Genomic DNA, 24,661 nt, shown 5'->3' on the forward strand with positions numbered 1-24,661 from the left:
GGTCTCCAGTTCAGCCGGCAGAGCGGTCAGTGCCGATTCGGTTGCGCAGCACGCCCAGGCCGGTGATCTCCACCTCGACCATATCGCCCTCCTTCATGTACAGCGGGGGTTCGCGCCGATCCCCCACCCCCCCCGGCGTGCCGGTGGCGATCACGTCGCCGGGCGACAGCGGGGTGAAACGCGACACGTAGGCCACGATGGTGGGAATGTCGAAAATCAGGTCGGCCAGGCTGGCGTGCTGCACCACCTGCCCATTGAGCCGGGTCTGCAGGCTGAGCTGGGCTACGTCGGGCACTTCATCGCGCGTCAGCAGGAAGGGGCCCAACGGGCCGGTGCCCGGAAAGTTCTTGCCCGGCGTGAATTGGTGGGTGTGGCGCTGCCAGTCCCGCACGCTCACGTCGTTGAAGCAGGTGTAGCCGGCAATGTGGTCGAACGCGTCGGCTGCGGCGATGTGGCGCCCGCCCTTGCCGATCACGAAGGCCAGCTCACCCTCCCAGTCAAAGCGCTCCGAGAACTCGGGGCGCAGCACCTCGTCGCCGTGGGCCGCGAGGGAATCGGCAAAGCGCAGGAACAGCGAGGGGTGCTCGCTGTCGGGGCGCTTGGTTTCTGCCACGTGGGTCTTGTAGTTGAGGCCAACGCAGATGACCTTGCCCGGCGCCGGGATCACGGCTTGGGCCTGGACCTGGGCCGGGGCGACACGCTGGCCACCCTGCTGAACATCCGCCTGCAGTTCGGCCAAGGCGTTCGCCGCCAGCACGGCCTTCAGATCAGGGAAGCGGGCCAGAAAGCCGGCCGAAGGGGCCACATAGGCCTCGCCTTGAATCAGGCCATAACGGGCTTGGCCGTCTTGAATAAAGCTCACGAGTTTCACGGGGTCTCCTTGCGGTACATCGATGACGACAGACTGTAGGTTTCACCGTGAAATCCAGATAGATGCAATTTATGTCTTTCAGATATCTCTATATAGTCATACCCAAAAGCGCCTCCATGCCGCCAGAATCGGGCCGTTGAACTGTTCGGCAGAGGCACGCCGGGCGCCCTGAACTGAAGCCACCCACGAGGCAGGCAGGGTTGCCGGGCGGCGCACGCCCGAGCTTCACCCGTCCAACCCATGGCATTGCGCCTGGCCCCAAGGGGCTGGCAAGGGACCCACCGATGAACATCCAGGACTTTCGCCTCTTCCTTGAAGTGGTCGAGGCCGGCAGCCTGACCAAGGTGGCGGCGCAGCGCCACACCGCCCAGTCGTACATCAGCCGCCAGGTCAGCGAGCTGGAAAAGCAATGCGGCGGCGCCTTGTTCCGCCGCACCGGGCGGGGGGTGGTGCTGACCGAGTTTGGCGAATCGGTGGAGCGCCGGGTGCGCATCTGGATCCGCGACAGTGAGGAGATGTTTGCCGACTTCCAGCAGCTGTCCCGGGTGCCGATGGGCGACGTCAAGATCGGCATCCTGCCTTCGGCGGCCCATCCGCTGATGACCCAGGTGTTCAGCGAATTGCGCCGGTCCTTCCCGCAGATCCGCCTGAACGTGCGCGAGGGTCAGGGCGGCGAGCTGGACGCCATGCTCGACACCGGCGCCGTGGACATGGCCATCCTGTTCCGCTACGAGCCGCCCCGCGGCCAGGAAGAGATTCACCTGGCCACGGCAGACACCTACCTGGTGTCACGCCCCGGTCTGCCCCTCACCCAGGCCGGCACGGTCTCGTTCCAGCAACTCAATGGCCTGCCGCTGGTGCTTCCCAGGCGCCCCTCTCACTGGCGGTCCATCCTCGATGAATCGGCGCGCAGCCAGGGCTTCTCTTTACAAGCCGAGATCGAGGCCGACTCGTTGCGCATGCAAAAGGAAATCCTGGCCGAGAACAATGACCTGTACGCACTGCTCGGGCCGTTTGCGGTGCAGGAGGAACTGCGCTGCGGCAAATTGCAGGCAGCCAAGATCATCGACCCCGAACTCAAGCGCTATGTCACCCTGGCCCTGCCCAAACAGGGGCAGCTGACGCAGGCCCTGCGTGCGGTCTCGAAGATCATCAAGGAAAAGGGCGCCGTGCTGGGCTACAACCAGAACGCTTCAAACGCGGTTGGATGACGCTGCTCGAACTTTCAAGGACTGTGGTGTGGCCGCGCCGTGGCATAAAAAATGGCCCAACCTCATGAAGGTCGGGCCAAAACGGGCCAAGCGGGCGGAACGCCATGCCAATAGCCACTCGCATTGAAACCTGGGTGGCTGCACCCCTCAGAAAGAATGGCGAATACCGAAGTCCATGCCGGTCCAGGTCGCGTTGGCCACCCCTGTCACGCCCCCTCCGCTGAGCGCGGCCCCATTGCGGTTGCGAATCTGCGAATAGGTGCCATACACAGCCGTGCGCTTGGAAAGCTCATGCACATAGCCCACCGCCAGTTGCTGGGCCGAACGCCCAGAGGCCGAGTTGTCGGAGATCTTCGAAAGCGATAGCGGGATGTAGCCCGTGGCCACCTTGACCTGGGCCCCCAGCATCCAGCCGTTGGACCGGTTGGGCCCCGCCACGGCATTCTTGCGGTCTGCGAAATAGAGGGCCGACGCCGTGACCGGCCCGATCACATAGCTGGCCCCCACATTGCTCGCACTGACCGCCCCATTGGCCAGCGCCGTACGCCCCGAGGCCACGGCCACATTGAGGCCATCGCGGGCATAGCCCAGGCGGATGCCTTGGTAGTTGCCGTTGTCGGGTGTGGTCGAAGTCGAGGGCGTGTTGTTCACCGCCTTCATCAACTCGCCGTAGACGCCATGGAGTTCTGGCAGAAAGTAGCCCACCGAGTTGGAGGCCCGCACCGCTGTCTGCACCGTCGCCACCTGGGTCAGCGCGCTCTGGGCGGTGTTGATGATGCCGCCCGCCCCTGCGGTGCCGAAGGGGTCGAACACGATCAGGTTCCAATAGCTGGGCACAAAGCCGCGCCCCAACCGCACTTCACCCCAGTCGCGCGAGATCAGGCTGAGCGAGGCCCGGCGATTGAACACCAGCCCGCCGGCCGTGCCCGCCGTGGTGTTGTCGGTGCTGGCCGCACCGCCAATGCCGCTGGCGATATTGAGCCCGGCATCCAGCACAAACCCAGCCGACAGGCCGCCCCCGAGGTCTTCCGTACCGCGAACGCCAAGGCGGCTGTACTGGTTTCCGCCCGTTCCATAAACCCTGGTGATGCTGGCACTGCCTTGCGAGGCCCGCTGCACGGTGGTGTCCAGAACGCCATACAGTGTGACCGAGCTCTGCGCGGCCGCATTGAGCGCCAGCCCGCACAGCGCCATCGGGATTGCGAATCTTTTCAATTTTGTCTCCAGTCTTTTTTGAGGTTCTCCGGCCTGATGCAGGGCTTGCGCCGCCTGCACCGCATTTCAATGAAGCGGGCCAGACCGACAGACTCTAGGTTCGGCAGACGCATCCCGGTAGCGGTCAATCGGAGAAATCAGCCATCGCCCGGCAGGCATGGCTGGGGGGCGCTCCGGTTGACCAGGCACACACGGGTCCGGGTTCGCGTGACTTCGCGCGACTACCCAGGGCCTGCAAGCCACAGCATCCTGATATAGGGTGGTCAGGTATGGATACGGAGCGCTGAAGACAGTAGGGGAAGAGGGTTCCAGCTATCGCGTAAGCCGTTGGTGGCTGCCGTCTCGGCGCGATGCCAGTGCGCCGCATAGCCGCCGGGTTCAGCGTGCTTCAGCGCGCAGGTCCTGCCAAACCAGCTTGTCGCCGATTCCGGTCTGCACCGTGCGTTGGCGGTCGGGTACCTCACGCGACAGCAAGTCGACGACCTCGGGGCGCCGCTCCGCGTACCGGATGTCGGCGGCGGAGAGCAGTGTTGGCACCAGGTCGGCATGCATCAGCGGCTGGTGGACGTTGCGCACCAGTTGGGCCCACTGCCGCGGATGCGCCTCACGCCAGGCCCCATTGGCCCAGAAAATCGCCGGCACCTGAATGTCCCAACGTGTTGGGTGGCGCAGAGCATGGCCGAACAACTGGCGCCGGTCGTCGAGCAGGTTCTCGCCGTGGTCCGGCGTAAAGACAAGAAACACCGGTCCGGGCTGCCGCTCCAGCCGCCCGGCGATCTCGTGCAGCAGCCCGATCGAGTTGTCGACGGCATTGGCGTACATCGCCCGCCACGAGGCAATCGAGTCTTGGTTCGGAAGGCCCACGAGGCCGTCACAAAGATCCCCGAACGGGGCACGCTGCCGGTCGAAGCGTGAGCAATATGGCTCGTGCGAGCCGTAAGTGTGCAGGACCACGGACACGCGTCGGCTGCCGTGCGACAGCGCCTCGTTGAGCAACGGCAACAACGCGGCACGATCCTGCCCAGTTGGAAATCGCTTCACCGATGCATCGGGCCAGGCAATCGCCTCGTCCTGCACGTCAAACCAAAAGGTCTCGAACCCTGTTTCGGAGAACGCACGCTGAAATGTCGCATCGGCCGAGACGCGCACAGAGTGCCCCGGCATCTCGCGCGAGATCAACAACGGCATCGAGGTGTGCGTGGCATTGGACCCAGCGCTGACGTCGCAGGCGACGAGAGCCCCTGCCGGCAGCGATCGCACGCCCCGCGGGCCGCCGCATTCGGAGAGAAAATCGCTGCGCATCGACTCACCGATCACCAGCACGTAGGCCTCGTTCGACCTGGGGGCCACAGCCCTTGTCGCCTGCCAGCTCGCGCGAGGATCGCGTGGGCTGAGAGAGGCGTCCGGCGGTGCGGCCTGCAAAGCCAGCCATGGCGTGTCTACCGCCGCTGCCACCACGAGCAGCAGGCCGTTGACAGGCCAAGCACGAGCCCAGGCAGCAGTCGGCGTCCCAAGTGCCAACGCGAGGCTACCGGCAACCACGACCGCCAGCCGCCGACGCAGCGGCCACGGCGCCCGACCAACATCCGCCCGCATCCCCAGCCAACCGAGTGCCGCCAAGCATGCAGCACCGAATACGAGCCATCCCAGGTAGGGGCCCAACGCCGAGCGCACCTCTTCACTGCTGAATGTGCGCCAGTGCAGCGCCAGCTCGGCCAGATTCACGTTGCGCATCAAGTCCGCCGCAACGCAGGCCACAGCGGCAACGGCGATGGGGTAGGTGAGCGCGAAGAATGCGCGCCCGGGAAGCAGCAGCCTCAGAGCGACAACGCTCCAGGCCGACGCCAGCCAGAGCGAAACTGGCGCAATGTCCCAGTCGTGCCATGCCGACTGCGAGGTGGCTGCCGGCAGCAGAAGCACCAGCAGCCACACCAGCAGGGGTAGCGACGCAGCACGGAGGGTGGGTGGGCGAGCGGGCGGCATCTTTGCGTCAGTCTCTGGGCAAACCGCCGATTTTATCCACCGGCGCCGGGTGGAAAGCAGGCCCTGTAGAGCGGATCCGGCTGGCTGCCCGCGGGCCTTCAAGCTGCCTCAGCATGCAAACGGAATCAAGCCCGTCATCACACCCACGATCAGCCCGAGGACCAGGCCCACGCCAGCACCTAGCAGCACATTCACAACGACCAGCGTCCAGTGGCACGCGGCAGACCTGGTGTGCGGCTGCGCGGGTGTTGCGCACTTCGAAGTCCCCGTGAGATTTGACGTGGCACTCATGGATTCACCTTTGGGCGAGCGTTGATCGCCAAGTCAATGCGATCGCGCAAATCAGCCGCATCCTGACCCGCGCCTTGAACCGAGGCCTGGATCTGTTCAGCCGACAGCCCACCGGGTCGCCTTGCTTCGGCCAGCGCCCAGGTGCGGGCTGCGCGTTTGCCGCTGCGGCAATACAGGAGCACATCTCCCTGCTCCGAGAGCACGGACTGCAGGCGAGCGGCTGCATCTTCGGGGATGTCTCCATGCGGCACCGGCACATAGGCAAACCCAAGGCCTGCCATCCTGGCTGCATGTTCCATCGCCTGCGAGGAGGGCTGATCGAGCGCTTCGCCATCGGGCCGAAGGTCAACCACCATGCGGTAGCGGCGCCCCACCGCCACCATGTCTTCGACCTGGAGTTGGCTGGTGACCCCGACACGATCTGACAAGCGGTGGGGCGCGATCCGTGCCATGGCTCTCGCCTGCACGGCACCAGACCAGGCCGCTGGCACAAGCACAGATCCCATCGCCAACAGCAGGCTGCAGGTGAAGGCCCTTCCTGGCGTGAGCCAGGCGGCAAAGCTTGAACGTTTTCTCATACCTTGGTGCAAAGTGAGTTGGGACCGGCCGATTTCAGCGGCCGGTGAGACCGATGGCTGCTTTGGCTTTCGCCGGTCTGCGGCCATGAGCCCGTCGGTATTGTTTGGTGATACCGAGTGCTGGAGGATCAGCCACCTACCCATCCTTTCTGGTCCGCGCCGATGGAGCACGGACGCCGTGCCTGCAGTCCACAGATCAGACACGCCGTCGCAGGGCAGAAGGGACTCGAGGTGGACAGGATCACCAATGAATTGCGGAGGCATTTGCCGATGTTCAGGTCAACATAAGTCCATGACTTTTAAATAGATATCGCTGTCTTTGCAGATATCTTTGCGGATCTTGAGGCAGATCTGTCTGCAGGCCCAGCTGCATACAGCACCGCCGCGCCTTCAGCGCGGGCGCGTAGCCAATTCGAAGGGGTTGAGACGCTTGCCCCTGCAGATGCACGCCAGGTCTGGTGACATGTCAGATGTCAAAATTGAGCTGTTTGCCCAGTGTCTTGCAACTGCGGGTCTGGGTGATCAGCCATTGGCCCATCACACGCGAGTTTTCCAATCGAAAAAATAGCGCTCACAAATGATTCCCCGTCGGCGACAACTGCCATTCCAAAACGACACCACCTGTCCAAGCAACTGATCACACTGACCTCCTCATTCACTCATTGGAGGATTCAGATGTTCTGGATTGCGCTTCTCGGTATGTCGCTGTCGTGGTTTTTGGTCAAACTCGGGTTCCTGTCTGCAAAGGTCGGAATACTGACTCTGGTGATCAAAGTGTTGCTGATCATCTTGGTGATCGGGTCTGTCATGGCCATGATTTTGTGGCTCGGCAAAAAAACTTCAATTTCTGAGAATAAGCAGTGAGTCGGCATCGTGTATGGTGCACTCACACCGTCAAACTCGAGGTCACATCAAAAACAAGACCTCGCCAAGCATTCAGGCACCAAACGACTTTATGGCGCAAGGCCAACACGACACCATTGCGTACCGACTGTCACAGGTACTCCTCAAACTGAATCAAGGCGATCACCTCGACCCTGCGGCATTGGCCGAGGAGTTTGGTACGCATCTCAGGACCATCCAGCGGGACCTCAACGTCCGATTGGCTTTTCTGCCGCTGCTCAAAACAAAAGGCCGGTACCACCTGGATCCGGCTTATCTTGGCAAACTGAATTTCAAGGACATTGAGCGCTTTGCAACCAAGACAGGCATCAAGGGTTTGTTCCCTTCGTTGAACAGGGATTTTCTGAAAGAACTGCTGAGCGAACAGGTGCAAGCACCGTGGCTGGTTCGCGGTCACCACTACGAAGACCTCTCTGCCCTGCAAAACGCGTTCGATCAGTTGGAGGCCGCCGTCATCCACAAGCGTGTGCTGACCCTGGACATGCTCAAGGACGGGCGGATCAAGACATACAAGGCCGTCAACCCCTACCGTCTGATCAACACAAAAGGCATCTGGTATCTGGCTGCGGTGCATGACGGCAAACTCAAGACATTTGGCGTTGGCAAGATTCGCTCCGTTCAGACCCACGCGGAGACCTTTACCCCTGATGCAAACGTCGATGCATCTGTCCAGACCGAAGAAGGTATCTGGCACTCATCACAGCCTCAGCAGGTGCTGCTTAGCGTCTCGCCAGCGGTAGCCGACTACTTCAAACGTCGACAACTGATCCCACACCAGAAAATCCTTGCTGAGTCGATGGACGGTACGCTCACGATTGAGACAACTGTGGGACATCAGAACCAGATACTGCCAATCGTTCGCTACTGGATTCCCAGTGTGCGAATTGTGTCCCCTGCTGCCTGGAACGACGAATTGATCAACCAACTTTCCGACTACTTGAACGTTGGCGGCCCTCTTGGCGCAAGAGGTGCTCAACTTCCATCATCATGAACGAACCCCGATACGAGCCAGGGCTCGCACTGAATCCCGATAGGGCGCCCAAGCCTGACAACCTGTTGCGCTCCACCGTCGCCTTCTTGAAGCGCGACATCAAATCATTTTTTCCAAGCAGCGACAAAGAAGGGGAGTCGACTGAGCAAGGTGGGGCTGCCTCCAAGGATTCAAAGACAACGGGTACCGATCCGACCGGGACCAGCATCGAATCTCTTGTCGATGAAAGCAAACTGACCGGAATGGCATTTCGGCGTGACGCACTCGACTGGCGAGACAACTTTCACGTCAACTTAACGCTCACCTTGTCATCGCTGTACGACACCTTTGCGCAAGAGGTGCACGCTGAGTTAGCAAATACCAGTCTCTTCAGAACATTGGTAACCCGAGAGTCTGACCAAGTCTTACAGGACAGCTTCACGCAACTGGTGCGATTGCCACTGATTGCGACGCTGCGCAATGAAGAAGGAAAGCTGAATACCTGCGCAATCAAGTGGGGGGCATTTGTGAAAGCAGACATGTCTTTTGACATTTCGGCATTGAACGCAGAGTGCGCCAGCCTCCACGACATCGGATTCAAGCCATCCAACAAAGACCAGATCATTTCCCGCTGCCAAGAACTGGTCCTGGGGTCTGCGGGCCTAGCGGCCGTATTTCGCGACCAGGGCCTTCAACTCTCCAGAAAACTGATGGATACCCGAGCATCATGATCAGCACCATACCCTTCGAAATTCCGGCAAAGCTCATGGGCCGCGTTGCGTCCGGTGAACTGATCCGATACGGCACGATCTTGAAAGACGCAGGGACCGGCCAAATCGTCAAACACCTTCAGGAGACCGGCGTGGCTCAGGCCGTCTTGTCAAACCTGTCCTCAGGCCCTTTCGCCACCGTTTCGGCACTGGCTAACCTAGTCAATGCTGGTTCGAACATTTACGCGGGAGTCAAGATAAATCAACTCAAGGCCATGATAGAAACGCTGCAAACCCTGCAAGTGGCGACATTGGGCGTTTCTCTAGCCGGCGTCGGGGTCAGCGTCGCGGGTTTCTATTACATGCACAAGCGGTTCAACTCGGTGGAGGACCGCATGGATGAACTCTCAGAGACGATCAAGGTTGGTTTCGAGAGACTCGGTCATCGGGACTTGCGGAAGCAACTGCACTTCACCAAAAGCCTTCTGCAGCGTGCAAAACAGGCACCGACCCTTTCTGATCCAAGGCCGGAGTACTCGGAAGTCGCCGCTGGACTTGCAGATCAGGCAGCCTACTTCGAGGGTGAAATCGCATTCATTGTCAAAGCCAATGGACCCATCGACCTGGATGCGTTCCAGCAGATGGCTCAAATGCTGACGCTATGCAACAGTGTTCGCATCGATTGCCGGATACGCACCAATGAACTGAAGCATGCGTTGGCCGTTTCCGAGTCCGTTGCCTCCGATTACGAAAGCCTCTTCACACACCTGACGCCGATGTCGTTTGGTCCGGATGTCACCAAGGGCTTGTCTGCAGTCAGGGTACTTCGTGACGCGAGCGATGCTGCCTCCAGTAAGCCCTACCTGATCGACTATCTGCGCACAAGAAGAATAGACGGCGGTGAATACATTGAAGCGCTCGATCAGGAGAAGGACAGCCCCTACCTGGTGCTCAACACGTCGAACTGAACTAACTCCCGATCAGCGCGGCCGATCATTCCGAGGTCAATTGCAGTGATCGTCCGGATTGCCTGCCCCCGAAGGCCTACCCATCAAAAGTGGTGCGCCAAGTTCAAGGTCAATCGTGAAACTGAGGTTGCCCCAGAAAACCGGAGTGCATAACCCGGTCTTCAAGCGGCAGATCTGCGCTGCGCAGCTAACCAGCGATTCTCGTACTGCATGGGGCTCATGTAGACCAATGTCGAATTGGGCCGGGAATGGTTGTAGAACCCGATCCAATCCAAAATCGCCTGCCGTGCTTGGTCTCTCGTAGCGAATTTCTGACAGTGGACACATGCCGTTTTCAAGTGCCCCAACAGGCTCTCGGTTGGGGCGTTATCCCAGCAATTTCCCTTGCGACTCATTGAGCTGCGAATGCCCCACTGCGCGAGTGTCCGCTGGATGTCATCGCCGCAGTACACCAGTGACGAGTTCCAGCAACTACTCAAGAGCCAGAACATCACCTGCAGCATGAGCCGTCGCGGCGAACGCTGGGACAACGCAGCCATGGAGAGCTTCTTCTCGACGTTGAAAGGCGAGCGCTGCGCTCGTACCGTCTACCGTACAAGGGAGCAGGCCAGGGCCGATGTCTTCGACTACATCTAGCGGTTCTACAACGCGTTCAGGAAACACTCAAAATTGGACCACCTCAGCCCGATTCACTTTGAGGAGCGGCCGCGCTTAGGGGGCTAGGCAAAGTGTCCGGGAAACAGGGGGAAGCCCAAGCCGACCTGGTAACAATCAAAACCTAAGGCCACCCCGGCCCCACACCCCGAAGCCAGAAGGGCTGTCGAAATACGCCAATGCCGTTCGTCGTATAAGGTCAATAGCTCTTTTGGAGACAAACATGCCCCGTTACATGATTCAGGTTCGCGCTACCCCCATGAGCGAAGCCGGTGACTTTCCCGACGACCCCACGCTCGTCCCACGCATGATGGCGTTTCACGACGAGATGGCCAAAGCTGGTGTTCTGCTCGATGGTGCTGGCTTGCAGCCAAGCAGTCAGGGCTTTCGCGTGCACTACGACGCCACCGGCCAGGCAGGCATCGTCGACGGCCCCTTTGCCGAGACCAAAGAACTGATTGCGGGCTACACACTGATCGAAGTTCGATCCGCGGACGAAGCGCTGGCATGGGCACGGCGGTTTCCAGCACCTTTCCCAGGACAACCTTGCTGCATCGAGGTACGACCGCTGATGGGGGGCATCGACCTGCCCCCAGAAGATGCCGAGAGGATCATCCGAGAGCAGCTGGCCGCCATCAAAAAAGGCGAATGACGCCATCGATTGAGGCCATTTGGCGCCTGGAAGCGTCGCGCCTGAATGGGGCATTGATGCGAGCTGGTGCTGATTTGGCACAGGCCGAGGACTGCGTGCAGGACGCACTGGTGGCTGCAATGGTGCACTGGCCAGCCAATGGCTGGCCTGAGCGTCCAGGAGCCTGGCTGATGACGGTGGCTAAGAACCGACTGCTGGATCAGGTGCGGCACACCCGCATGGCCACACAACAACAGCAAGCGCTAGGCCATGACGTCGATGCCATTGAGGCCCACCTTGCGCCCGACCCGCTGGACTTGTTGCTCGCCGACGAGGCCGATCCAATGGGGGACGATGACCTGCGGTTGATGTTCATTGCCTGTCACCCCAAATTGCCGCGCGAGGCGCAGTGTGCCCTCACCCTCCGCCTGATCGCCGGACTGTCGGTTGCAGAGATTGCCCGCGCCCTATTCGCCAAAGAAGCCACCATCGCGCAGCGCATCACTCGCGCCAAGGCGCAGCTCGCCGGCGAGCCCTTCGAGTTGCCACCGCCCTCCGAGCGCGCTGCCCGTCTGGACGCCGTCTGCACAGTGCTGTACCTGATGTTCAACGAGGGCTATGTCGCCAGCAGCGGCGCGGAATGGACACGACCGCCTCTATGCCACGAAGCCCTGCGCCTGACACGGCACCTGGCCGCCTTGCTTCCGACGGAGTCAGACGCCCAGGCGCTGCAAGCCCTGATGGAGTTGCAGGCCTCGCGCCTGCCGGCACGCACCGACGCCCTGGGGCGCCCAGTGCTGCTGCTGGACCAGGATCGGAGCCGCTGGGACCGCCTGCTGCTGCGGCGCGGCCTGGAGGCCTTGAACCGATGCCGCAAACTGAGCGCGCTGGATTCAAGAGGGACCAGACCGCTGGCTTTGCAGGCCGAGTTGGCTGCCGTCCATGCCCGCGCCAGGCGGGCCGAAGACACCAACTGGCCCCAGTTGGTTCAGCTCTACGACCAGTTGCTTGCATTGCAACCGAGTCCCGTGGTTGCGCTAAACCGCGCAGTGGCGCTAAGCCACTCGGTCGGGCCCGCACAAGCCCTGGCCATCATGGATGGCCTTCCGCTGGCCGGCTACCCATGGTGGGCCAGTGCCCGGGCCGAAATGCTCCAGCGCCTGAATCGAACCAAGGAAGCCTGCCACGCCTTAGGTCAGGCAATCGCATGGACCAACAACGAACGTGAGCGCATCCTGCTCACCGAGCGCCTGCATTTCCTGCAAGGCCACCAAGCATCGCACAGGGGCCTCAATCCACCCGAGCCCCCGACTCCTTAGCCACCTGCCCCCACTTCGTCGTCTCACTGCGGATAAAGGCCCCCAACCGTTCCCCCTCCAGCTCCCCCGCGCTCACACCCAGCTCTTCAAATCGGTGGGTTACGTCGGGCAGGGCCAGCACGCGCTGCAGGGCCTCGCGCAGGCGCTTGGTGATGGGCTGCGGGGTGGCGCGGGGGGCCATCAGGGCGAACCAAGTGTTGACCTCGTAGCCTTTGACGCCGGCCTCGTCGAGCGTGGGCACGCCGGGGTACAGGGCCGAGCGCTTGAGCGAGGTGACGGCCAGGGCCCGCACCTTGCCTGAGCGCACGGGTTGCGAGGCGGAGGGGCTGGTTTCGATGGCCATCTGGATCTGGCCGGCCATGAGGTCGCCCATCATCGGGGCGCCGCCCTTGTAGGGCACGTGGGTCATGGGGGTGCCGATGCGGGCGCTGAACAGGGCGCCCGAAAGGTGCTCGGTGCTGCCGGGGCCGGCCGAGCCGTAGTTGACCTCGCCGGGGTGGGCCTTGATGTAGGCCAGCAACTCGGGCACCGTCTTCACAGGCATGGAGGGGTGCACCAGCAGCACATTGGGTGTGGTGGCGACCAGGCCGATGGGCTCGAAATCTTTGATGAAGTCGTACGACAGGCTTTTGTACAGGCCCGGGGCCATGGCGTGGGCCACGGTGGCCAAAAACAGGGTTTGGCCATCGGCCGGGGCGCGGGCCACGGCGGCGGCGCCCAGGGTGCCGCCTGCACCGGCGCGGTTGTCGACCACCACGGGCTGGCCCAGGTTCTCAGACAGCTTTTGGCCGATGACGCGGGCCAGGATGTCGGTGGTGCCACCGGCGGCAAAGGGCACCACCAGGGTGATGGGGCGGGTGGGCCAGTCGGCCGCCTGGGCGGCGCCAGAGGGGGCCAGAGGGGCCAGGGCGGCCAGCGTGGCAAGCAGGCCGGTTTGCAGCAGGCAACGCCGCGACGTGGGTGTTTTGTTCATGGTCAGGTCTCCGTTGATTGAAAGTGATCGGCCCCCCTGACGCCGCTTTGGGCATCGGGGCAGGCTGGGGCAGCCCCGGGCGACAGGGATCAGTCCGAACCCAGTTGCAGGCGGCTGGGTTGCCGCTTTTCGACCGCATTGCGCAGCAGGGCCGCGCTGCGGAACACGCCGTGGGCAAACTTGCCGTAGGGCAAGGTGGCAAACAAGGCCATCACGGCGCCCAGGTGCAGCACCAGCACGCTGGGCAGGGCGGGGGTGGCACGGGCCGCCAGCAAGCCCAAGCCGGTGAGCGCCACCAGCCACAGCAGGGCGATGAAAGCCATGTCCATGGGCTTTTGCGCGGCGTCGCCATGCAGCGGGTGGCGGCGCAGGCGCAGCCAGCCCAGGCCCGTGGTGCCGGCCAGCAGGGCCAGCCCGCCGCTCACGCCAAACAGCTTGGGCAGGCTGAACCAGCCATACGGGGCGGCCTGGCCCAGCCCGTAGTGGTACAGCGTGGCCAGCGAGGTGGCGGCAAAGCAGGCCATGAAGCCGTAGAAGGTCAGGTGGTGAAAGCGCCGGCGCCAATGGGTGTGGGCGTCGTCTTCGTTGTGGCAGCCGTCGCCATGGCCGCCATCCAGGTAGCGCAGGGTGAGGGCCTGTTGGGCCGCCTCCAGCCCGGGGCCGACGCTGGCCGGGGCGTTGCTGGTGCCGGGCCGCAACTCGCCCAAAAAACGCCGCACCCCCAGCCCCAGGGCCAGAGCGGCAAAGCAGAACACCGGGGCAAACAAGGACACCAGCAGGTTGTGCGGAAACAAGCCATAAAAGCCCTGCTCGGGCACCATCCACAGGGTGCCCCGGGCGGCCAGCGCCAGCGCCATGAACAAGGCCAGCCCCAGGGCCAGTGCCACCGCCAATGTCAGGCCGTTGCGCTGATACAGCCGCCCCAGTGCTGGGGGCCAGGCGTAGTCGACATAGGTCTGGCCGCGCACCACGGCCATGGCCTGCGGCACGTTGACGGCAAACTCATGCGGCGGTGCGTACTGGCAGGCATGCAGGCAGGCGCCGCAGTTGTGGCACAGGTTGGCGAGAAAGTGCACGTCCACGGGCTCGAAGCTGAGGCGGCGTGTCATGGCCGGAAACACGGCACAAAAGCCTTCGCAGTAGCGGCAGGCGTTGCAGATCTGCATCTGGCGGGCCACCTCGGCCTCGGCCGGCGTGGGCTCGCCGTTGGCCAGTGCGCGCGCCTGGCGGGTGAGTTCGTCAAGCGTTTGCATGGGCGGCGCCTTTCTGGTTTTGCTTGTGGGCCAGGGCGCCCAGGGCAGCCTGGTGGCCGGCGATGCGCCCGAAGGCGGTGCCGATCGACATGCCCACGCCGGCGGTGTAGCCCTTGCCCAGCACGTTGCCGGCCATCATCTCGCCGGCCACATACAGGTTGCTGCTGGGCTGCCCCCCGAAATGGGCGCGGGCCTGCTCGTCCACCTTCAGGCCCAGGTAGGTGAAGGTGATGCCGGGGCGCAGCGCATAGCCATAGAAGGGCGGCGTGTCGATGGGCCGGGCCCAGTGGGTTTTGGCCGGGGTCACGCCCTCGGTGCGGCAGTCGTCGAGCGCGGTGTGGTCAAAATGGCCTGGACGGCAGGCGGCGTTGTAGTCGCCCAGGGTCTGCAAGAAGGTGGCCGGGTCCAGGCCCAGCTGGCGGGCCAGGTCTTCGAGGGTGTTGGCCTGCACGCCCGGGAACACCGGCGGCATGAAGCGGCCCACGGCCTTGGCGTCGATGATCGAGTAGCCGATCTGGGCCGGCTGCTGGGCCACCAGGCGCCCCCAGATGGCGTAGCGCTTGGGCCAGAAGTCTTCGCCCTCGTCGTAAAAGCGGCGGCCTTGCTGATTGACCACCACACCCAAACTCACGCAATCGATGCGGGTGCAGATGCCGCCGTCGTACAGGGGGGCGCGGGCGTCGATGGCCACGCAGTGCGACTGAGAGGGGTCGCCCACCATGTCGGCGCCCTGCTCGTCTTGCAGGTGCTTGAGCAGCACGCCGCGGTTGAAGCGCGTGCCGCGGATCAGAAAGTTGTCGGCCGGCCAGCTGCCGTCGGGGTTTTGGCCCCAGGCCTCGCGCAGCCACTCGCGGTTCGATTCAAAGCCGCCGGCGGCCAGCACGCAGGCCCGGGCGGTGATGCGCTGGCCGCCCTGCCAGGCCGCCACAAAGCGGCCGTCTTCCAGCTCCAGCCGGTCTACCGGGGCTTCGTAGCGGATCTGCACGCCCAGCTTCTCGGCGCTGCGGTAGTAGGCATTGACCAGGGCCTTGCCGCCCCCCATGAAGAAGGCATTGGTGCGGGCCACATGCAGCGCCCCCGACAGCGGCGGCTGAAAATGCACGCCGTGCGAGCGCATCCAGTCGCGGCAGTTGGAAGAGGCGCGGATGGTGAGGCGCGCCAGCTTCTCGTTGGTGATGCCGCCGGTGACCTTGAGCAGGTCTTGCCAGTACTCCTCTTCGGGGTAGGCGTCGACCAGCACATCTTGCGGGGCATCGTGCATGCAGCGCAGGTTGCGGGTATGGCCCGAGTTGCCGCCGCGCCAGGCGCGCGGTGCGGCTTCGAGCAGAAGCACACTGGCCCCTGCTTCGCGTGCCATCAGGGCGGCACACAGGGCAGCGTTGCCGCCGCCGATGACCAGGACGTCCAGGTCCATGGCTGTCTCCTTGCAAAACGTTCGCTTGCGCGATGAGTTGCCACTTTAGGAAGACAGCGCCCTGCCGTGCAGGCCCCTGGGCGCATGGGGTCATCAGTTTTTGTGATGACCAGGGCCTTTGACCAGGGCCTGTTCACAGGCCCTGGCGCGGCTCAAAACCCCAGCGTGGCCCCCACCCACAGGCCCTGGCGCAGCAGCTCGCGCACGCAGTCGGCCAGCACCACGCGGGTGGCCAGCGCCACGGGCGACAGCTCGTCTTCGGCCAGGCTGCACAACAGGTTGACGCGGTTCACGGCCGGGCCCGTGATGCGCGCCAGCTCAAAGCGCTCGGCCGCGTCGGCAAAGCGCCCCACCGCGGCCCAGGGCTGCAGGGTGGCGCCCAGGCCGGCGTCTACCGCGGCCATCAGCATCGAGAGCGAATCCACCTCCAGCACCACGTTCGGGGTGACGCGGGCCTGGGCAAAAGCGGTGTCCAGCGTGCTGCGCAGGCCGTGCGGGCCGGTGGGCAGGATCAGGCCCAGGTCGCCCAGCTCGGCCAGGCTCATCTCGGCGGGCAGGGGTGGGCGGCCGGCGCGGGGGCCGCCACGGATCAAGAACAGGGCCTCTTCGATCAGGGGCTGGATCTGCCAGCGGCGCGCGCCAGAGCCATCTCCATGGGCGACCAGGCGCGAATCGAACAGCACGGCCAGGTCGAGCTGGCGGGCATTGAGCATGCCGGCCAGATGGCCCGACAGGCTCTCGACCATGTGCAGGCGCACATCGGGGTAGCGCTCGCGCATGGCGCGCATCAATGGCAGGCCCAGCAAGGCCGCCGTGGTGGGTGCCAGGCCCACGCTGACCGTGCCCGATAGCCTTGCCTGCTGGGCCACGCGCACGGCCTGGTCGGCATGGCGCAGGGTCAGTTGGGCTTCGCGAAAGAAGGCCAGGCCCGCCTCGGTGGCCTGCACACCGCGCGGGCTGCGCTGCAGCAGGCGGGTGCTGAGCTCGCCCTCCAGCCGGCTGATCTGCTGGCTCAGGGCCGACTGCACCAGGTTCAGATCGAGCGCAGCGCGCCCCATCGAGCCCAGCTCCACCACGCGGACAAAGTAGCGCAGCTGTCTCAATTCCATGTTGTGTCTTTCGTTCTGGCCTGCCGGTCAGGCCGCCGGCACGGGTGCGAATATAGCGCGCAGCCAGCAGTTGCCCGGGTTGGTTGAAGCGGCGCGAAGGCATCGATTTCAGGTACCCTCAAAGCCCCCGCCCCACCCTGACCCGCTGGGGCTCACTCTGTTTTCAGCCTGCTGCGCGCCGTGCCCCGAACGCCCTCCCCCGCCCTCCCGGATACCCGCAAATACAAGCCCTCGGCCAAGCGCGACGCCTTGCGCGCCGAGCTGCGCGACAAACTCAAGGCCAATGCCTGGCAGGTGTTTGCCGAAGTGGGGCTGGATGGCGCCACGGTGGCGGCCATCGTGGCCGGCAGTGGGGCCTCGAACGGCACCTTCTACAACTACTTTGGCACCCAGCAGGCCGTGTTTGCTGAATTGCTGGGCGAACTGCTGGGCGAGATCCGCGGCGCCACGCGCGACGCACGGCAGCGCGAACCCGAGCTGGTGGGGATGATGGTGCAGTCGTTCCGGGCCTTTTTTGAGCTGGTGCTGCAGCGCCCTGGGGCCACCGATTTCTGCCTGCGCAACCAGCACCACATCCGCGCCTACCTGCACGGCTTTGCCGACACCAGCGGCCTGCTCGACGATCTGCGCACCGACCTGCGCCGCGCCCTGCCGGGCCAGGGCCTGAGCGATGGCGAGCTGGCCCTGCTGGCCTCGGTGGTGGTGGCCATTGGCCTGGAGGCGCTGATGCTGATGAGCCGGGGCGATTCGGTCGACCTGGAGGGGCTGTGCCAAGGCGTGGCCACCTTGATTGCCCACGGTGCCAGCCAGTGGCCGGGCTGCCGAACAAATATTTGACGAATTCGTCAAATATCCTAAACTGCGCACTCCGACACGGAGACAAACATGGCGCAGACCACCCCCCCAACAACATCGCTTCAGGCTGACTACATCGTGGTGGGCGCAGGCCCCGCCGGCAGCGCGCTGGCCACCCGACTGGCCGAAGGCGACCCCAGCGCCCTGGTGCTGCTGATCGAGGCCGGGCCGGCCAAGCCCTCGTTTCTGTCGGTGATGCCCGCCGGCCTGGCCCTGCTGGTGCCCAGCCGCAACCAGCACAACTACGCGCTTCAGACCGTGCCGCAGCCGGGCCTGGGCGGGCGCACGGGCTATGTGCCTCGCGGGCGCGGCCTGGGCGGCTCGAGCCTGATCAACGCCATGATCTACGTGCGCGGCCAACGCGAAGACTACGACGGCTGGGCCACCCAGGGGTGCCCGGGCTGGGCCTGGTCCGATGTGCTGCCTTTCTTCCGCCGCAGCGAGGGCAACCAGCGCCAAGGCGCCCTGGACGAGACCTTGCACGGCCGCCAGGGCCCGCTGGCGGTGAGCGACCTGGCCTCGCCCAGCCCCGTGAGCCAGGCCTTTGTGGCCGCGGCCCAGGCCTGCGGCCTGCCGGCCAATGCCGACTTCAACGGGCCCCAACAAGAGGGGGTGGGGCTTTACCAGGTGTTCCAGAAGAACGGCCGCCGGCTGGATGCCTCGCGGGCCTACCGGGGGCAGGCGCCCTGCGCCAACCTGCAGGTGCTGGCCGGGGTGCGCGTGAACCGAGTCTGCTTCGAGGGGCGCCGGGCCACCGGGGTGGAGGTGGCTGACCGCGAGGGTGTGCGGACGCTGGCCGCTCGGCGTGAGGTGATCCTGTGTGCCGGGGCGATTGCCTCGCCCCAACTGCTGTGCCTGTCGGGCATCGGGCCGGCCGATGAGCTGGCCCGCCTGGGCATCCCCCTGGTGGCCGACGCACCGCAGGTGGGGCAGAACCTGCAAGACCACCTCGACTACTCGCTGAACCTGCGGCTCAACGGCCCGGGCCTGTTTGGCTGGGGGCCACGCGGCACGCTGCGCTCGCTGGCGGCCCTGCCGGCCTACCGCCAGGGGCATGGGTTTCTGACCACCAACGGGGCCGAAGCCGGCGGCTTTGTGCGCAGCGCACCCGGGTTGGACCGACCGGACCTGCAACTGCATTTCTGCGTGAGCAACGTGGATGACCACGGCCGCCGCAAACACCTGGCCACCGGGGTGGCGCTGCATGTGTGTGCGCTGCGCCCGCACAGCCGTGGCTCGGTGCGCCTGGCCAGCACCGACCCCGCCCGCATGCCGCGGATCGACCCGGCCTTTTTGTCGCACCCCGACGACCTGCCGCTGCTGGTGCAGGGCGTGCGCCTGGCGCGGCGCATTCTGCGCAGCGAGCCCTTTGCCAAGCTGGGCGGGCGGCCCCTCTATGGCACGCTGGAGGACGAAAGCGACGACCGGCTGGCCGCGCTGATCCGGGCCCAGTCAGACACCATCTACCACCCGGTAGGCACCTGCCGCATGGGGTCCGACCCCGGCTCGGTGCTGGACCCGGCCTTGCGGGTGCGCGGCGTGAGCGGCCTGCGCGTGGCCGACGCGTCCATCATGCCTACCCTGGTCAGCGGCAACACCCAGGCCCCGAGCGCCATGATCGGCGAGCGCGCGGCCGACCTGATCCTGAAAGACCGGGCATGACCCTCGACGCCTTGTTCATGCGCCAGCACGAGGCCTCGCGGCGCGAGGCGCCCCCCGATGCCCCGGCACGCCAAGCCGCCTTGCTGCGCCTGGAGCAGTTGGTGAGCCGCCATGCCGAGGCGCTGATCAGCGCCATCGATGCCGATTTTGGCGGCCGCTCGCGCACCGAGACCGAGCTGCTGGAGATGCTGCCCACCCTGCGCGCACTGCGGCATGCACGGGCCCATGTGGGCCGCTGGATGCGCCCTCGGCGCCAGCCGGTGGAGTGGTTGTTCCGCCCCGGCCACAACCAGTTGCGCCACGAGCCGCTGGGCGTGATCGGCATCATGGCGCCCTGGAACTACCCCCTGCTGCTGACGCTGGGGCCGCTGTGCGACGCCCTGGCCGCGGGCAACCGGGCCTTGCTCAAGCCCTCTGAGCTGACGCCGGCGTTTTCAGATCTGCTGCAGCGCCTGATCGCCGAGGCCTTTGACGCAGCCGAGGTGGCGGTGGTGACCGGCGGGGTCGACGTGGGCCAGGCTTTTGCCAGCCTGCCGTTCGACCACCTGGTGTTCACCGGCTCGACCGCCGTGGGACGCAAGGTGATGCTGGCCGCCGCCGCCAACCTGACGCCTGTGACCCTGGAGCTGGGTGGAAAATCGCCGGCCATTGTCGCCCCGGACTACCCCGTGGCGGCCGCAGCCCGCTCGATCGCCTTCGGCAAGTTCGTCAACGCCGGGCAGACCTGCATCGCACCCGACTACGCGCTCGTCCCCGCCCAGCAACTGGAGGCCTTTGCCGAGGCCGTGCTGCAGCAGGCCCGGCGCACCCTGCCCGACCCGGGCCGCAACCCCGACTACAGCGCCATCGTCAGCCCCGCCCACCGGGCCCGTCTGCACGCCCTGCTGGACGAAGCCCGGGCCAGCGGAGCCCGCGTGCTGAGCAGCGCCGAGTTGCCGCGCGACGACCCCCATGTGGCCCCCACCGTGGTGCTGGCCCCCGGGCGCCACCTCAGGCTGATGCAAGAGGAGATCTTCGGCCCCATCCTGCCCATCGTGCCCTACCAGAACCTGGACGAGGCGCTGGCCCTGGTGGCCCGCCATGAACGCCCGCTGGCCCTGTACCTGTTCAGCCACCAGCGCAGCACCCGTCAACAGGTGCTGGCGGCAGCCCCCTCGGGCGGTGTCACCCTCAATGGCACCTTGTTGCACATTGCCCAGCACAGCCTGCCATTTGGCGGCATCGGCCCCAGCGGCACCGGTGCGTACCACGGCCATGCCGGCTTTTTGCGCTTCAGCCATGCCCGCGGTGTGCACCGGGTGGGGCCCATCAACCCCTTCGAAACCCTGGGGCCCCCTTGGGGGCGCCTGGCACGCTGGATGGCGCGCTGGCAGCGGCGTGCGTAGACGGGTATCAACGCGTCCAGCGCCAAATCCCGCGCCACATACCGCTGACGTACCAGTGGACCACGGGGTGGCGGGCCTGCCGTACAGGCTTGCCCGGCGTGCAGCACGGCGGCCGCCATGGCGCGGCACTGGGGCCGCACTGAGGCTGCACTGAGGCCGCACCGGGGCAGTGATTGGGCAGCAACAGGGCGCGGCCACCGCCCCGCCGCTCTGAAGCCCCCGCTCTGATCAACCCGGCACAAAGCCCTCCAACAGCGCGGCAAAGGCCTGTGGCTGCTCCACCGCACTCAAATGGGCGGCATTCAGGCTTTTCAGCTGCGCACCCGGAATGGCTTGCGCGATCGCCTCGGACAAGGCCGGAGGCGTGGCCTCATCGCGCTCGCCCGCGATGACGAGGGTGGGGCAGGTGATGGTGCGATTGCCTTCATCCAAGGCGATGTCGGCGACGGCCAGACAGGCTTCGGCATACGGGCCAGGCTCGGTGCCGACCAAGACCTGACGCAGGGCCGCCACCCTTTCGCGCCCCAGGCTGTCGGAGCGGAACTCGGGCGTGAACCAGCGCTGCAGGGCGCCGTCGGCAATCGCTTCCATGCCGCAGGCCCGCACGGTGTCGACCCGGGTCTGCCACAGGGCTCTGGCCGCCTCGCCGTAGTGGCTGGCCGAGTTCGCAATGCAGACCGAGCGCACCGCGCCAGGGTGCCGCGCCGCCAGGGCCTGCGCCGTCATACCGCCCATCGAAAGGCCGACAAAATGCACCGGCCCGCTGGCGTTCTGCGCGATGAACTGCGCCGCATCATCGGCCAGGTCGTCCATGCTGAAGGGCCCCGCCAGGGCGGGCGACCGACCGTGCCCGCGGTGGTCATAGCGCAGCACGGTGAAGCGTTGTTGCAGGCATTGGGCGAGTTCGTCCCACATCGTCAGGTCGCAACCCAGCGCATGGCTCAGCACAATTTCGGGGCCGCGGCCCTGGCGGACAAAGTGAATGGATGGCATCAAGGAGTGACTGAAGAAAAATCGGGAAAGGCATCAGTGAACGAAGACGACCATAGCGCCCCCGGGGCGCTGACACCAATGAAATATCTTTGATCCACTGTTCGAAACGGTCGCTTGATGCCGCCCCCCCTTGAAGGTGTCGCAGCCCGCCGCCCAGGTGGGCCACCCCCGCCGGCACGGCGCGGGCCGCCAACTCAGGTGACCAGGGTGGCCCGCAATCGGGCGGCAAACTCGCGCGCGGCCACGCTTCGCGAGGCGGAGCGCCGCCACAGCAGGCCGGCATGGCGCACCACCTCTGGCGCGGTGAGTGCCATCGCATGCAGATCGGGCATCTGCAGGGCGGCCCGCTCGGGCACGATCGTGGCCAGGGGGCCGTGCCGGCACACGCCGAGCAAGGCCTCGACCGACTCCATCTCGACCCGCACCAGGGGTTCGGCACCGGCCTGCCTGAATTTCTCGTCGAGCATGCGCCGCGTGGCAAAACTGCGCGGCAGCAGGGCCATGGGCAATTGGGCCGCCCGCTGCAGGGTGATCTGCTGGCCATGGGCTTGCGGGGCGTTCTTGCGCAGCACCACCATCATGCGTTCCTCGAACAGCGGCTCGGTTTCGATCTCACCATGGCGGGTGGGGTGAAAAGCGATGCCCAGATCCAGCGCACCGCTCATCAACTGGTCCTCGATCGGGCCGGCGCGCAAATCCCGGACCTCGAGCTGCACCTTGGGGTAGCTCTCGCAGAAGGCGGCCACGGTGGCAGGCAGCACGGTATTGAGGAAGGTGGGGATGGCGCCAATGGTCAGGCGGCCCGACTGCAGGCCGCTCAGGTCGGCCAGGGCCATGCGGCCGGCCTCGATCTCCTTGAGGGCTCGCGTGGCATAAGCCCTGAATTCCGCCCCCGCCTGCGACAGCTTCAGCCCCCGCCCAAGCCGGTCGAACAAGGCGGTATCCAGCTCTTCCTCAAGCTGCCTCAAGCCGTGCGACAGCGTGGACTGGGTGACAAACAGGTTCTGCGCCGACTGCGTCAGGTGTTCGGTCTGAGCGATGTCGAGAAAGTAGCGAAGCTGCCGGATTTCCATGCGCGTGCCCCAGGTCAATCATTCGATGAGATCGAACATTTGAACATAAATACTTCATTGGAATGCTTTGAAGCCTCCTCGTAACCTTGGCCCACCTATCGCACAAAAGCACAGATCAAAGGTCATTCATGTCGAGTCGTTTCGTGGTTGAGCGCATTGAGGCGAGGATTCTGGACATCCCCACCATCCGGCCACACAAGCTGGCATTCGGTGCCATCAACCGCCAGAGTCCGGTGGTGGTGCAGCTGTGGCTGCGCAACGGCGCCTGCGGGTTCGGCGAGGCCGCCACCATTGGCGGGCCGTCGTGGAACGAAGAATCTCCGGAAAGCATCCGACACGCCATCGAAGCCTACCTGGCGCCCTGCCTGCTGGGGCAGGACGGCGCCGCCTTCGGCCAGGCGCTGGCCCGCATGGACACCTTCTGCCGCGGCAATGCTTTTGCCAAGAGCGCGGTCGAGATGGCGTTGATCGACGCCGTCAGTCGCACCCTGGCCTTGCCGGCCTACCAATTGCTGGGAGGCAAACGCCACGCCAGCCTGCCGCTGGCCTGGACGCTGGCCAGCGGGGATGTGCGCAAGGACCTCGAAGAGGCCCAACGGCGCCTGGAACAACGGCGTCACCGCATCTTCAAGATGAAGATCGGGGCGCGCAGCCCGGCGGAAGATGTGGCCCACGTCAGCCAGATCGCCCGCGGCCTGGAAGGCCAGGCCACGCTGACGGTCGACGTCAATCAGGCCTGGGACGGCAGCACGGCCAGGCGCTTCCTGCCGCAGCTGATCGACGCCGGTGTGACCCTGATCGAGCAGCCGGTGGCCAAGTGGAATCGGGAAGCCCTCAAGGTGCTGAGCGCTTCGCTGGGTTCGCGGGCCTGCATCATGGCCGACGAGTCGGTGTGCACCCCCCAGGATGCGATGGCACTGGCACGCGATCAGGCCAGCCAGGTGTTTTCTCTGAAGGTGGCCAAGCATGGCGGCCTGTTGCGCACGCTTCAGGTGGCCGCGGTCGCAGAAGCCGCCGACATCGGCTGGTATGGCGGCACCATGCTGGAGACCTCGATCGGCAGCGCCGCCTCCGCCCATGTCTTTGCCACCCTCGGCGACCAGCACCATGGCTGCGAGCTCTTCGGCCCTCAATTGCTGGTGGACGACATCGTGACTGAACGCATGCCCATCATCGACTTTGAACTGCAACTGCCCGATGGGCCCGGCTTCGGTGTCGAAGTCGACCTGGGCCAACTTGAACGATTCGACCGTGCACGCACGGGCCTGAATGCCGTGCACATCGACCTGGGCCAACGCCCCCACCCCTGAGGAGACAAAACATGCTGTACCTGGTCCGCATGGACGTGAACCTGCCCGCCGACCTGCCCCCTGCGCAGGCCGACGCCATCAAGACCCGAGAGAAGGCCTACTCGCAAGAGCTGCAGCGCGATGGGCGCTGGCGTCATCTCTGGCGCGTGGTGGGCGAGTATGCGAACTACAGCGTCTTTGACGTGGCGTCCAACGACGAGCTGCACACCCTGCTGTCGCAACTGCCGCTGTTCCCGTACATGAAGATCTCGGTCACCCCGCTGGCGCAACACCCTTCGGCCATCGCCTGAGCCCTGGCCTCTACCCCTTCCCCCAACCTACGGAGACAAA

General features: G+C 65.0%; 22 protein-coding genes and 2 pseudogenes. 13 read left to right on the plus strand and 11 right to left on the minus strand.

What is annotated here, in order from left to right:
- Window positions 1–10: 10 nt before the first annotated feature.
- On the minus strand, window positions 11–871 hold the full coding sequence (locus AC07PT_RS20695) for a fumarylacetoacetate hydrolase family protein (RefSeq protein WP_494657941.1): 861 nt from the start codon (window positions 869–871) through the stop codon (window positions 11–13).
- Between the two features lie 284 nt (window positions 872–1,155).
- Here AC07PT_RS20695 and AC07PT_RS20700 point away from each other — a divergent pair, with 284 nt between their 5' ends.
- Window positions 1,156–2,082: a LysR family transcriptional regulator gene (locus AC07PT_RS20700; RefSeq protein ID WP_492347523.1), complete on the plus strand. Its 927-nt coding sequence runs from the start codon at window positions 1,156–1,158 to the stop codon at window positions 2,080–2,082.
- 147 nt (window positions 2,083–2,229) lie between these two features.
- Here AC07PT_RS20700 and AC07PT_RS20705 read toward each other — a convergent pair whose 3' ends face one another.
- From AC07PT_RS20705 to AC07PT_RS20715, 3 genes are all read right to left on the minus strand, one after another.
- Window positions 2,230–3,297 carry a porin gene (locus AC07PT_RS20705; protein ID WP_492347522.1) on the minus strand — a complete coding sequence of 356 codons (1,068 nt, stop codon included), beginning with the start codon at window positions 3,295–3,297 and terminating at the stop codon, window positions 2,230–2,232.
- Window positions 3,298–3,675: 378 nt separating this feature from the next.
- On the minus strand, window positions 3,676–5,280 hold the full coding sequence (locus AC07PT_RS20710; RefSeq protein WP_492347521.1) for a sulfatase-like hydrolase/transferase: 1,605 nt from the start codon (window positions 5,278–5,280) through the stop codon (window positions 3,676–3,678).
- 287 nt (window positions 5,281–5,567) lie between these two features.
- Window positions 5,568–6,023 carry a protein tyrosine phosphatase family protein gene (locus tag AC07PT_RS20715; RefSeq protein ID WP_492347520.1) on the minus strand — a complete coding sequence of 152 codons (456 nt, stop codon included), beginning with the start codon at window positions 6,021–6,023 and terminating at the stop codon, window positions 5,568–5,570.
- Between the two features lie 801 nt (window positions 6,024–6,824).
- Here AC07PT_RS20715 and AC07PT_RS20720 point away from each other — a divergent pair.
- The 4 genes from AC07PT_RS20720 to AC07PT_RS20735 are packed head-to-tail and all read left to right on the plus strand — an operon-like array spanning window position 6,825 to window position 9,700.
- Window positions 6,825–7,013: a hypothetical protein gene (locus AC07PT_RS20720; RefSeq protein ID WP_492347519.1), complete on the plus strand. Its 189-nt coding sequence runs from the start codon at window positions 6,825–6,827 to the stop codon at window positions 7,011–7,013.
- Window positions 7,014–7,026: 13 nt separating this feature from the next.
- Window positions 7,027–8,043: a helix-turn-helix transcriptional regulator gene (locus AC07PT_RS20725; RefSeq protein ID WP_492347518.1), complete on the plus strand. Its 1,017-nt coding sequence runs from the start codon at window positions 7,027–7,029 to the stop codon at window positions 8,041–8,043.
- Entirely contained in the window at window positions 8,040–8,753 is a 714-nt protein-coding gene (locus tag AC07PT_RS20730) for a hypothetical protein (RefSeq protein ID WP_492347517.1), read from the plus strand. The genes AC07PT_RS20725 and AC07PT_RS20730 overlap by 4 nt, the downstream gene beginning before the upstream one ends.
- Window positions 8,750–9,700, plus strand: a complete 951-nt coding sequence (locus AC07PT_RS20735; protein WP_492347516.1) for a hypothetical protein — start codon at window positions 8,750–8,752, stop codon at window positions 9,698–9,700. The genes AC07PT_RS20730 and AC07PT_RS20735 overlap by 4 nt, the downstream gene beginning before the upstream one ends.
- 161 nt (window positions 9,701–9,861) lie before the next feature.
- Here AC07PT_RS20735 and AC07PT_RS20740 read toward each other — a convergent pair.
- Window positions 9,862–10,149 (minus strand): annotated as a pseudogene (locus AC07PT_RS20740) (IS3 family transposase); the annotation flags it as partial.
- On the opposite strand from AC07PT_RS20740, the pseudogene AC07PT_RS20745 reads away from it, so the two are divergent.
- The 3 genes and pseudogenes from AC07PT_RS20745 to AC07PT_RS20755 form a co-directional block, all read left to right on the plus strand.
- Window positions 10,145–10,423 (plus strand): annotated as a pseudogene (locus tag AC07PT_RS20745) (integrase core domain-containing protein); the annotation flags it as partial. The pseudogenes AC07PT_RS20740 and AC07PT_RS20745 overlap by 5 nt on opposite strands.
- A gap of 154 nt (window positions 10,424–10,577) precedes the next feature.
- Complete coding sequence (locus AC07PT_RS20750; protein ID WP_492347515.1) at window positions 10,578–11,006, plus strand: YciI family protein; 429 nt, start codon at window positions 10,578–10,580, stop codon at window positions 11,004–11,006.
- The gene (locus tag AC07PT_RS20755; RefSeq protein ID WP_492347514.1) at window positions 11,003–12,304 is read left to right on the plus strand and encodes an RNA polymerase sigma factor; all 1,302 of its coding nucleotides are present in this window, start codon (window positions 11,003–11,005) and stop codon (window positions 12,302–12,304) included. The genes AC07PT_RS20750 and AC07PT_RS20755 overlap by 4 nt, the downstream gene beginning before the upstream one ends.
- On the opposite strand, the gene AC07PT_RS20760 is transcribed toward AC07PT_RS20755, so the two are convergent.
- The 4 genes from AC07PT_RS20760 to AC07PT_RS20775 all read right to left on the minus strand — a co-directional run bounded on the left by AC07PT_RS20760 (window position 12,276) and on the right by AC07PT_RS20775 (window position 17,053).
- The gene (locus tag AC07PT_RS20760) at window positions 12,276–13,277 is read right to left on the minus strand and encodes a Bug family tripartite tricarboxylate transporter substrate binding protein (RefSeq protein ID WP_494657942.1); all 1,002 of its coding nucleotides are present in this window, start codon (window positions 13,275–13,277) and stop codon (window positions 12,276–12,278) included. The genes AC07PT_RS20755 and AC07PT_RS20760 overlap by 29 nt on opposite strands.
- An 89-nt stretch (window positions 13,278–13,366) precedes the next feature.
- Window positions 13,367–14,530, minus strand: coding sequence for a tricarballylate utilization 4Fe-4S protein TcuB (gene tcuB, locus AC07PT_RS20765; protein ID WP_494657943.1), 1,164 nt, complete (start codon window positions 14,528–14,530; stop codon window positions 13,367–13,369).
- Window positions 14,517–15,944, minus strand: coding sequence for an FAD-dependent tricarballylate dehydrogenase TcuA (tcuA, locus tag AC07PT_RS20770; RefSeq protein ID WP_494657944.1), 1,428 nt, complete (start codon window positions 15,942–15,944; stop codon window positions 14,517–14,519). Before tcuA ends, tcuB begins: the two co-directional genes overlap by 14 nt.
- Window positions 15,945–16,096: 152 nt before the next feature.
- Window positions 16,097–17,053, minus strand: a complete 957-nt coding sequence (locus tag AC07PT_RS20775; protein ID WP_494657945.1) for a LysR substrate-binding domain-containing protein — start codon at window positions 17,051–17,053, stop codon at window positions 16,097–16,099.
- Between the two features lie 180 nt (window positions 17,054–17,233).
- Between AC07PT_RS20775 and AC07PT_RS20780 the strand changes: the two genes are divergently transcribed.
- From AC07PT_RS20780 to AC07PT_RS20790, 3 genes are read left to right on the plus strand one after another with little or no spacing between them, the layout of a single operon-like run.
- Window positions 17,234–17,890 (plus strand): TetR/AcrR family transcriptional regulator, encoded by a 657-nt coding sequence (locus tag AC07PT_RS20780; RefSeq protein ID WP_494657946.1) that lies wholly within the window; start codon window positions 17,234–17,236, stop codon window positions 17,888–17,890.
- Window positions 17,891–17,938: 48 nt separating this feature from the next.
- Entirely contained in the window at window positions 17,939–19,570 is a 1,632-nt protein-coding gene (locus AC07PT_RS20785; protein WP_494657947.1) for a GMC family oxidoreductase, read from the plus strand.
- On the plus strand, window positions 19,567–20,955 hold the full coding sequence (locus tag AC07PT_RS20790; RefSeq protein ID WP_494657948.1) for a coniferyl aldehyde dehydrogenase: 1,389 nt from the start codon (window positions 19,567–19,569) through the stop codon (window positions 20,953–20,955). The genes AC07PT_RS20785 and AC07PT_RS20790 overlap by 4 nt, the downstream gene beginning before the upstream one ends.
- Window positions 20,956–21,183: 228 nt before the next feature.
- Here AC07PT_RS20790 and AC07PT_RS20795 read toward each other — a convergent pair whose 3' ends face one another.
- Together AC07PT_RS20795 and AC07PT_RS20800 are read right to left on the minus strand one after the other, a co-directional pair.
- Complete coding sequence (locus AC07PT_RS20795) at window positions 21,184–21,948, minus strand: alpha/beta fold hydrolase (protein WP_279215178.1); 765 nt, start codon at window positions 21,946–21,948, stop codon at window positions 21,184–21,186.
- A gap of 194 nt (window positions 21,949–22,142) precedes the next feature.
- A complete protein-coding gene (locus tag AC07PT_RS20800) occupies window positions 22,143–23,021 on the minus strand; it encodes a LysR substrate-binding domain-containing protein (protein WP_279215167.1) in 879 nt (292 codons plus the stop codon).
- A 128-nt stretch (window positions 23,022–23,149) separates the two neighbouring features.
- Between AC07PT_RS20800 and AC07PT_RS20805 the strand changes: the two genes are divergently transcribed.
- Together AC07PT_RS20805 and catC are read left to right on the plus strand one after the other, a co-directional pair.
- Entirely contained in the window at window positions 23,150–24,331 is a 1,182-nt protein-coding gene (locus AC07PT_RS20805) for a muconate cycloisomerase family protein (protein ID WP_279215180.1), read from the plus strand.
- 11 nt (window positions 24,332–24,342) lie between these two features.
- On the plus strand, window positions 24,343–24,621 hold the full coding sequence (gene catC, locus AC07PT_RS20810) for a muconolactone Delta-isomerase (protein ID WP_279215169.1): 279 nt from the start codon (window positions 24,343–24,345) through the stop codon (window positions 24,619–24,621).
- The last annotated feature ends 40 nt before the right edge of the window (window positions 24,622–24,661 follow it).

The sequence above is a fragment of the Curvibacter sp. GW821-FHT09D12 genome, from assembly GCF_059416245.1.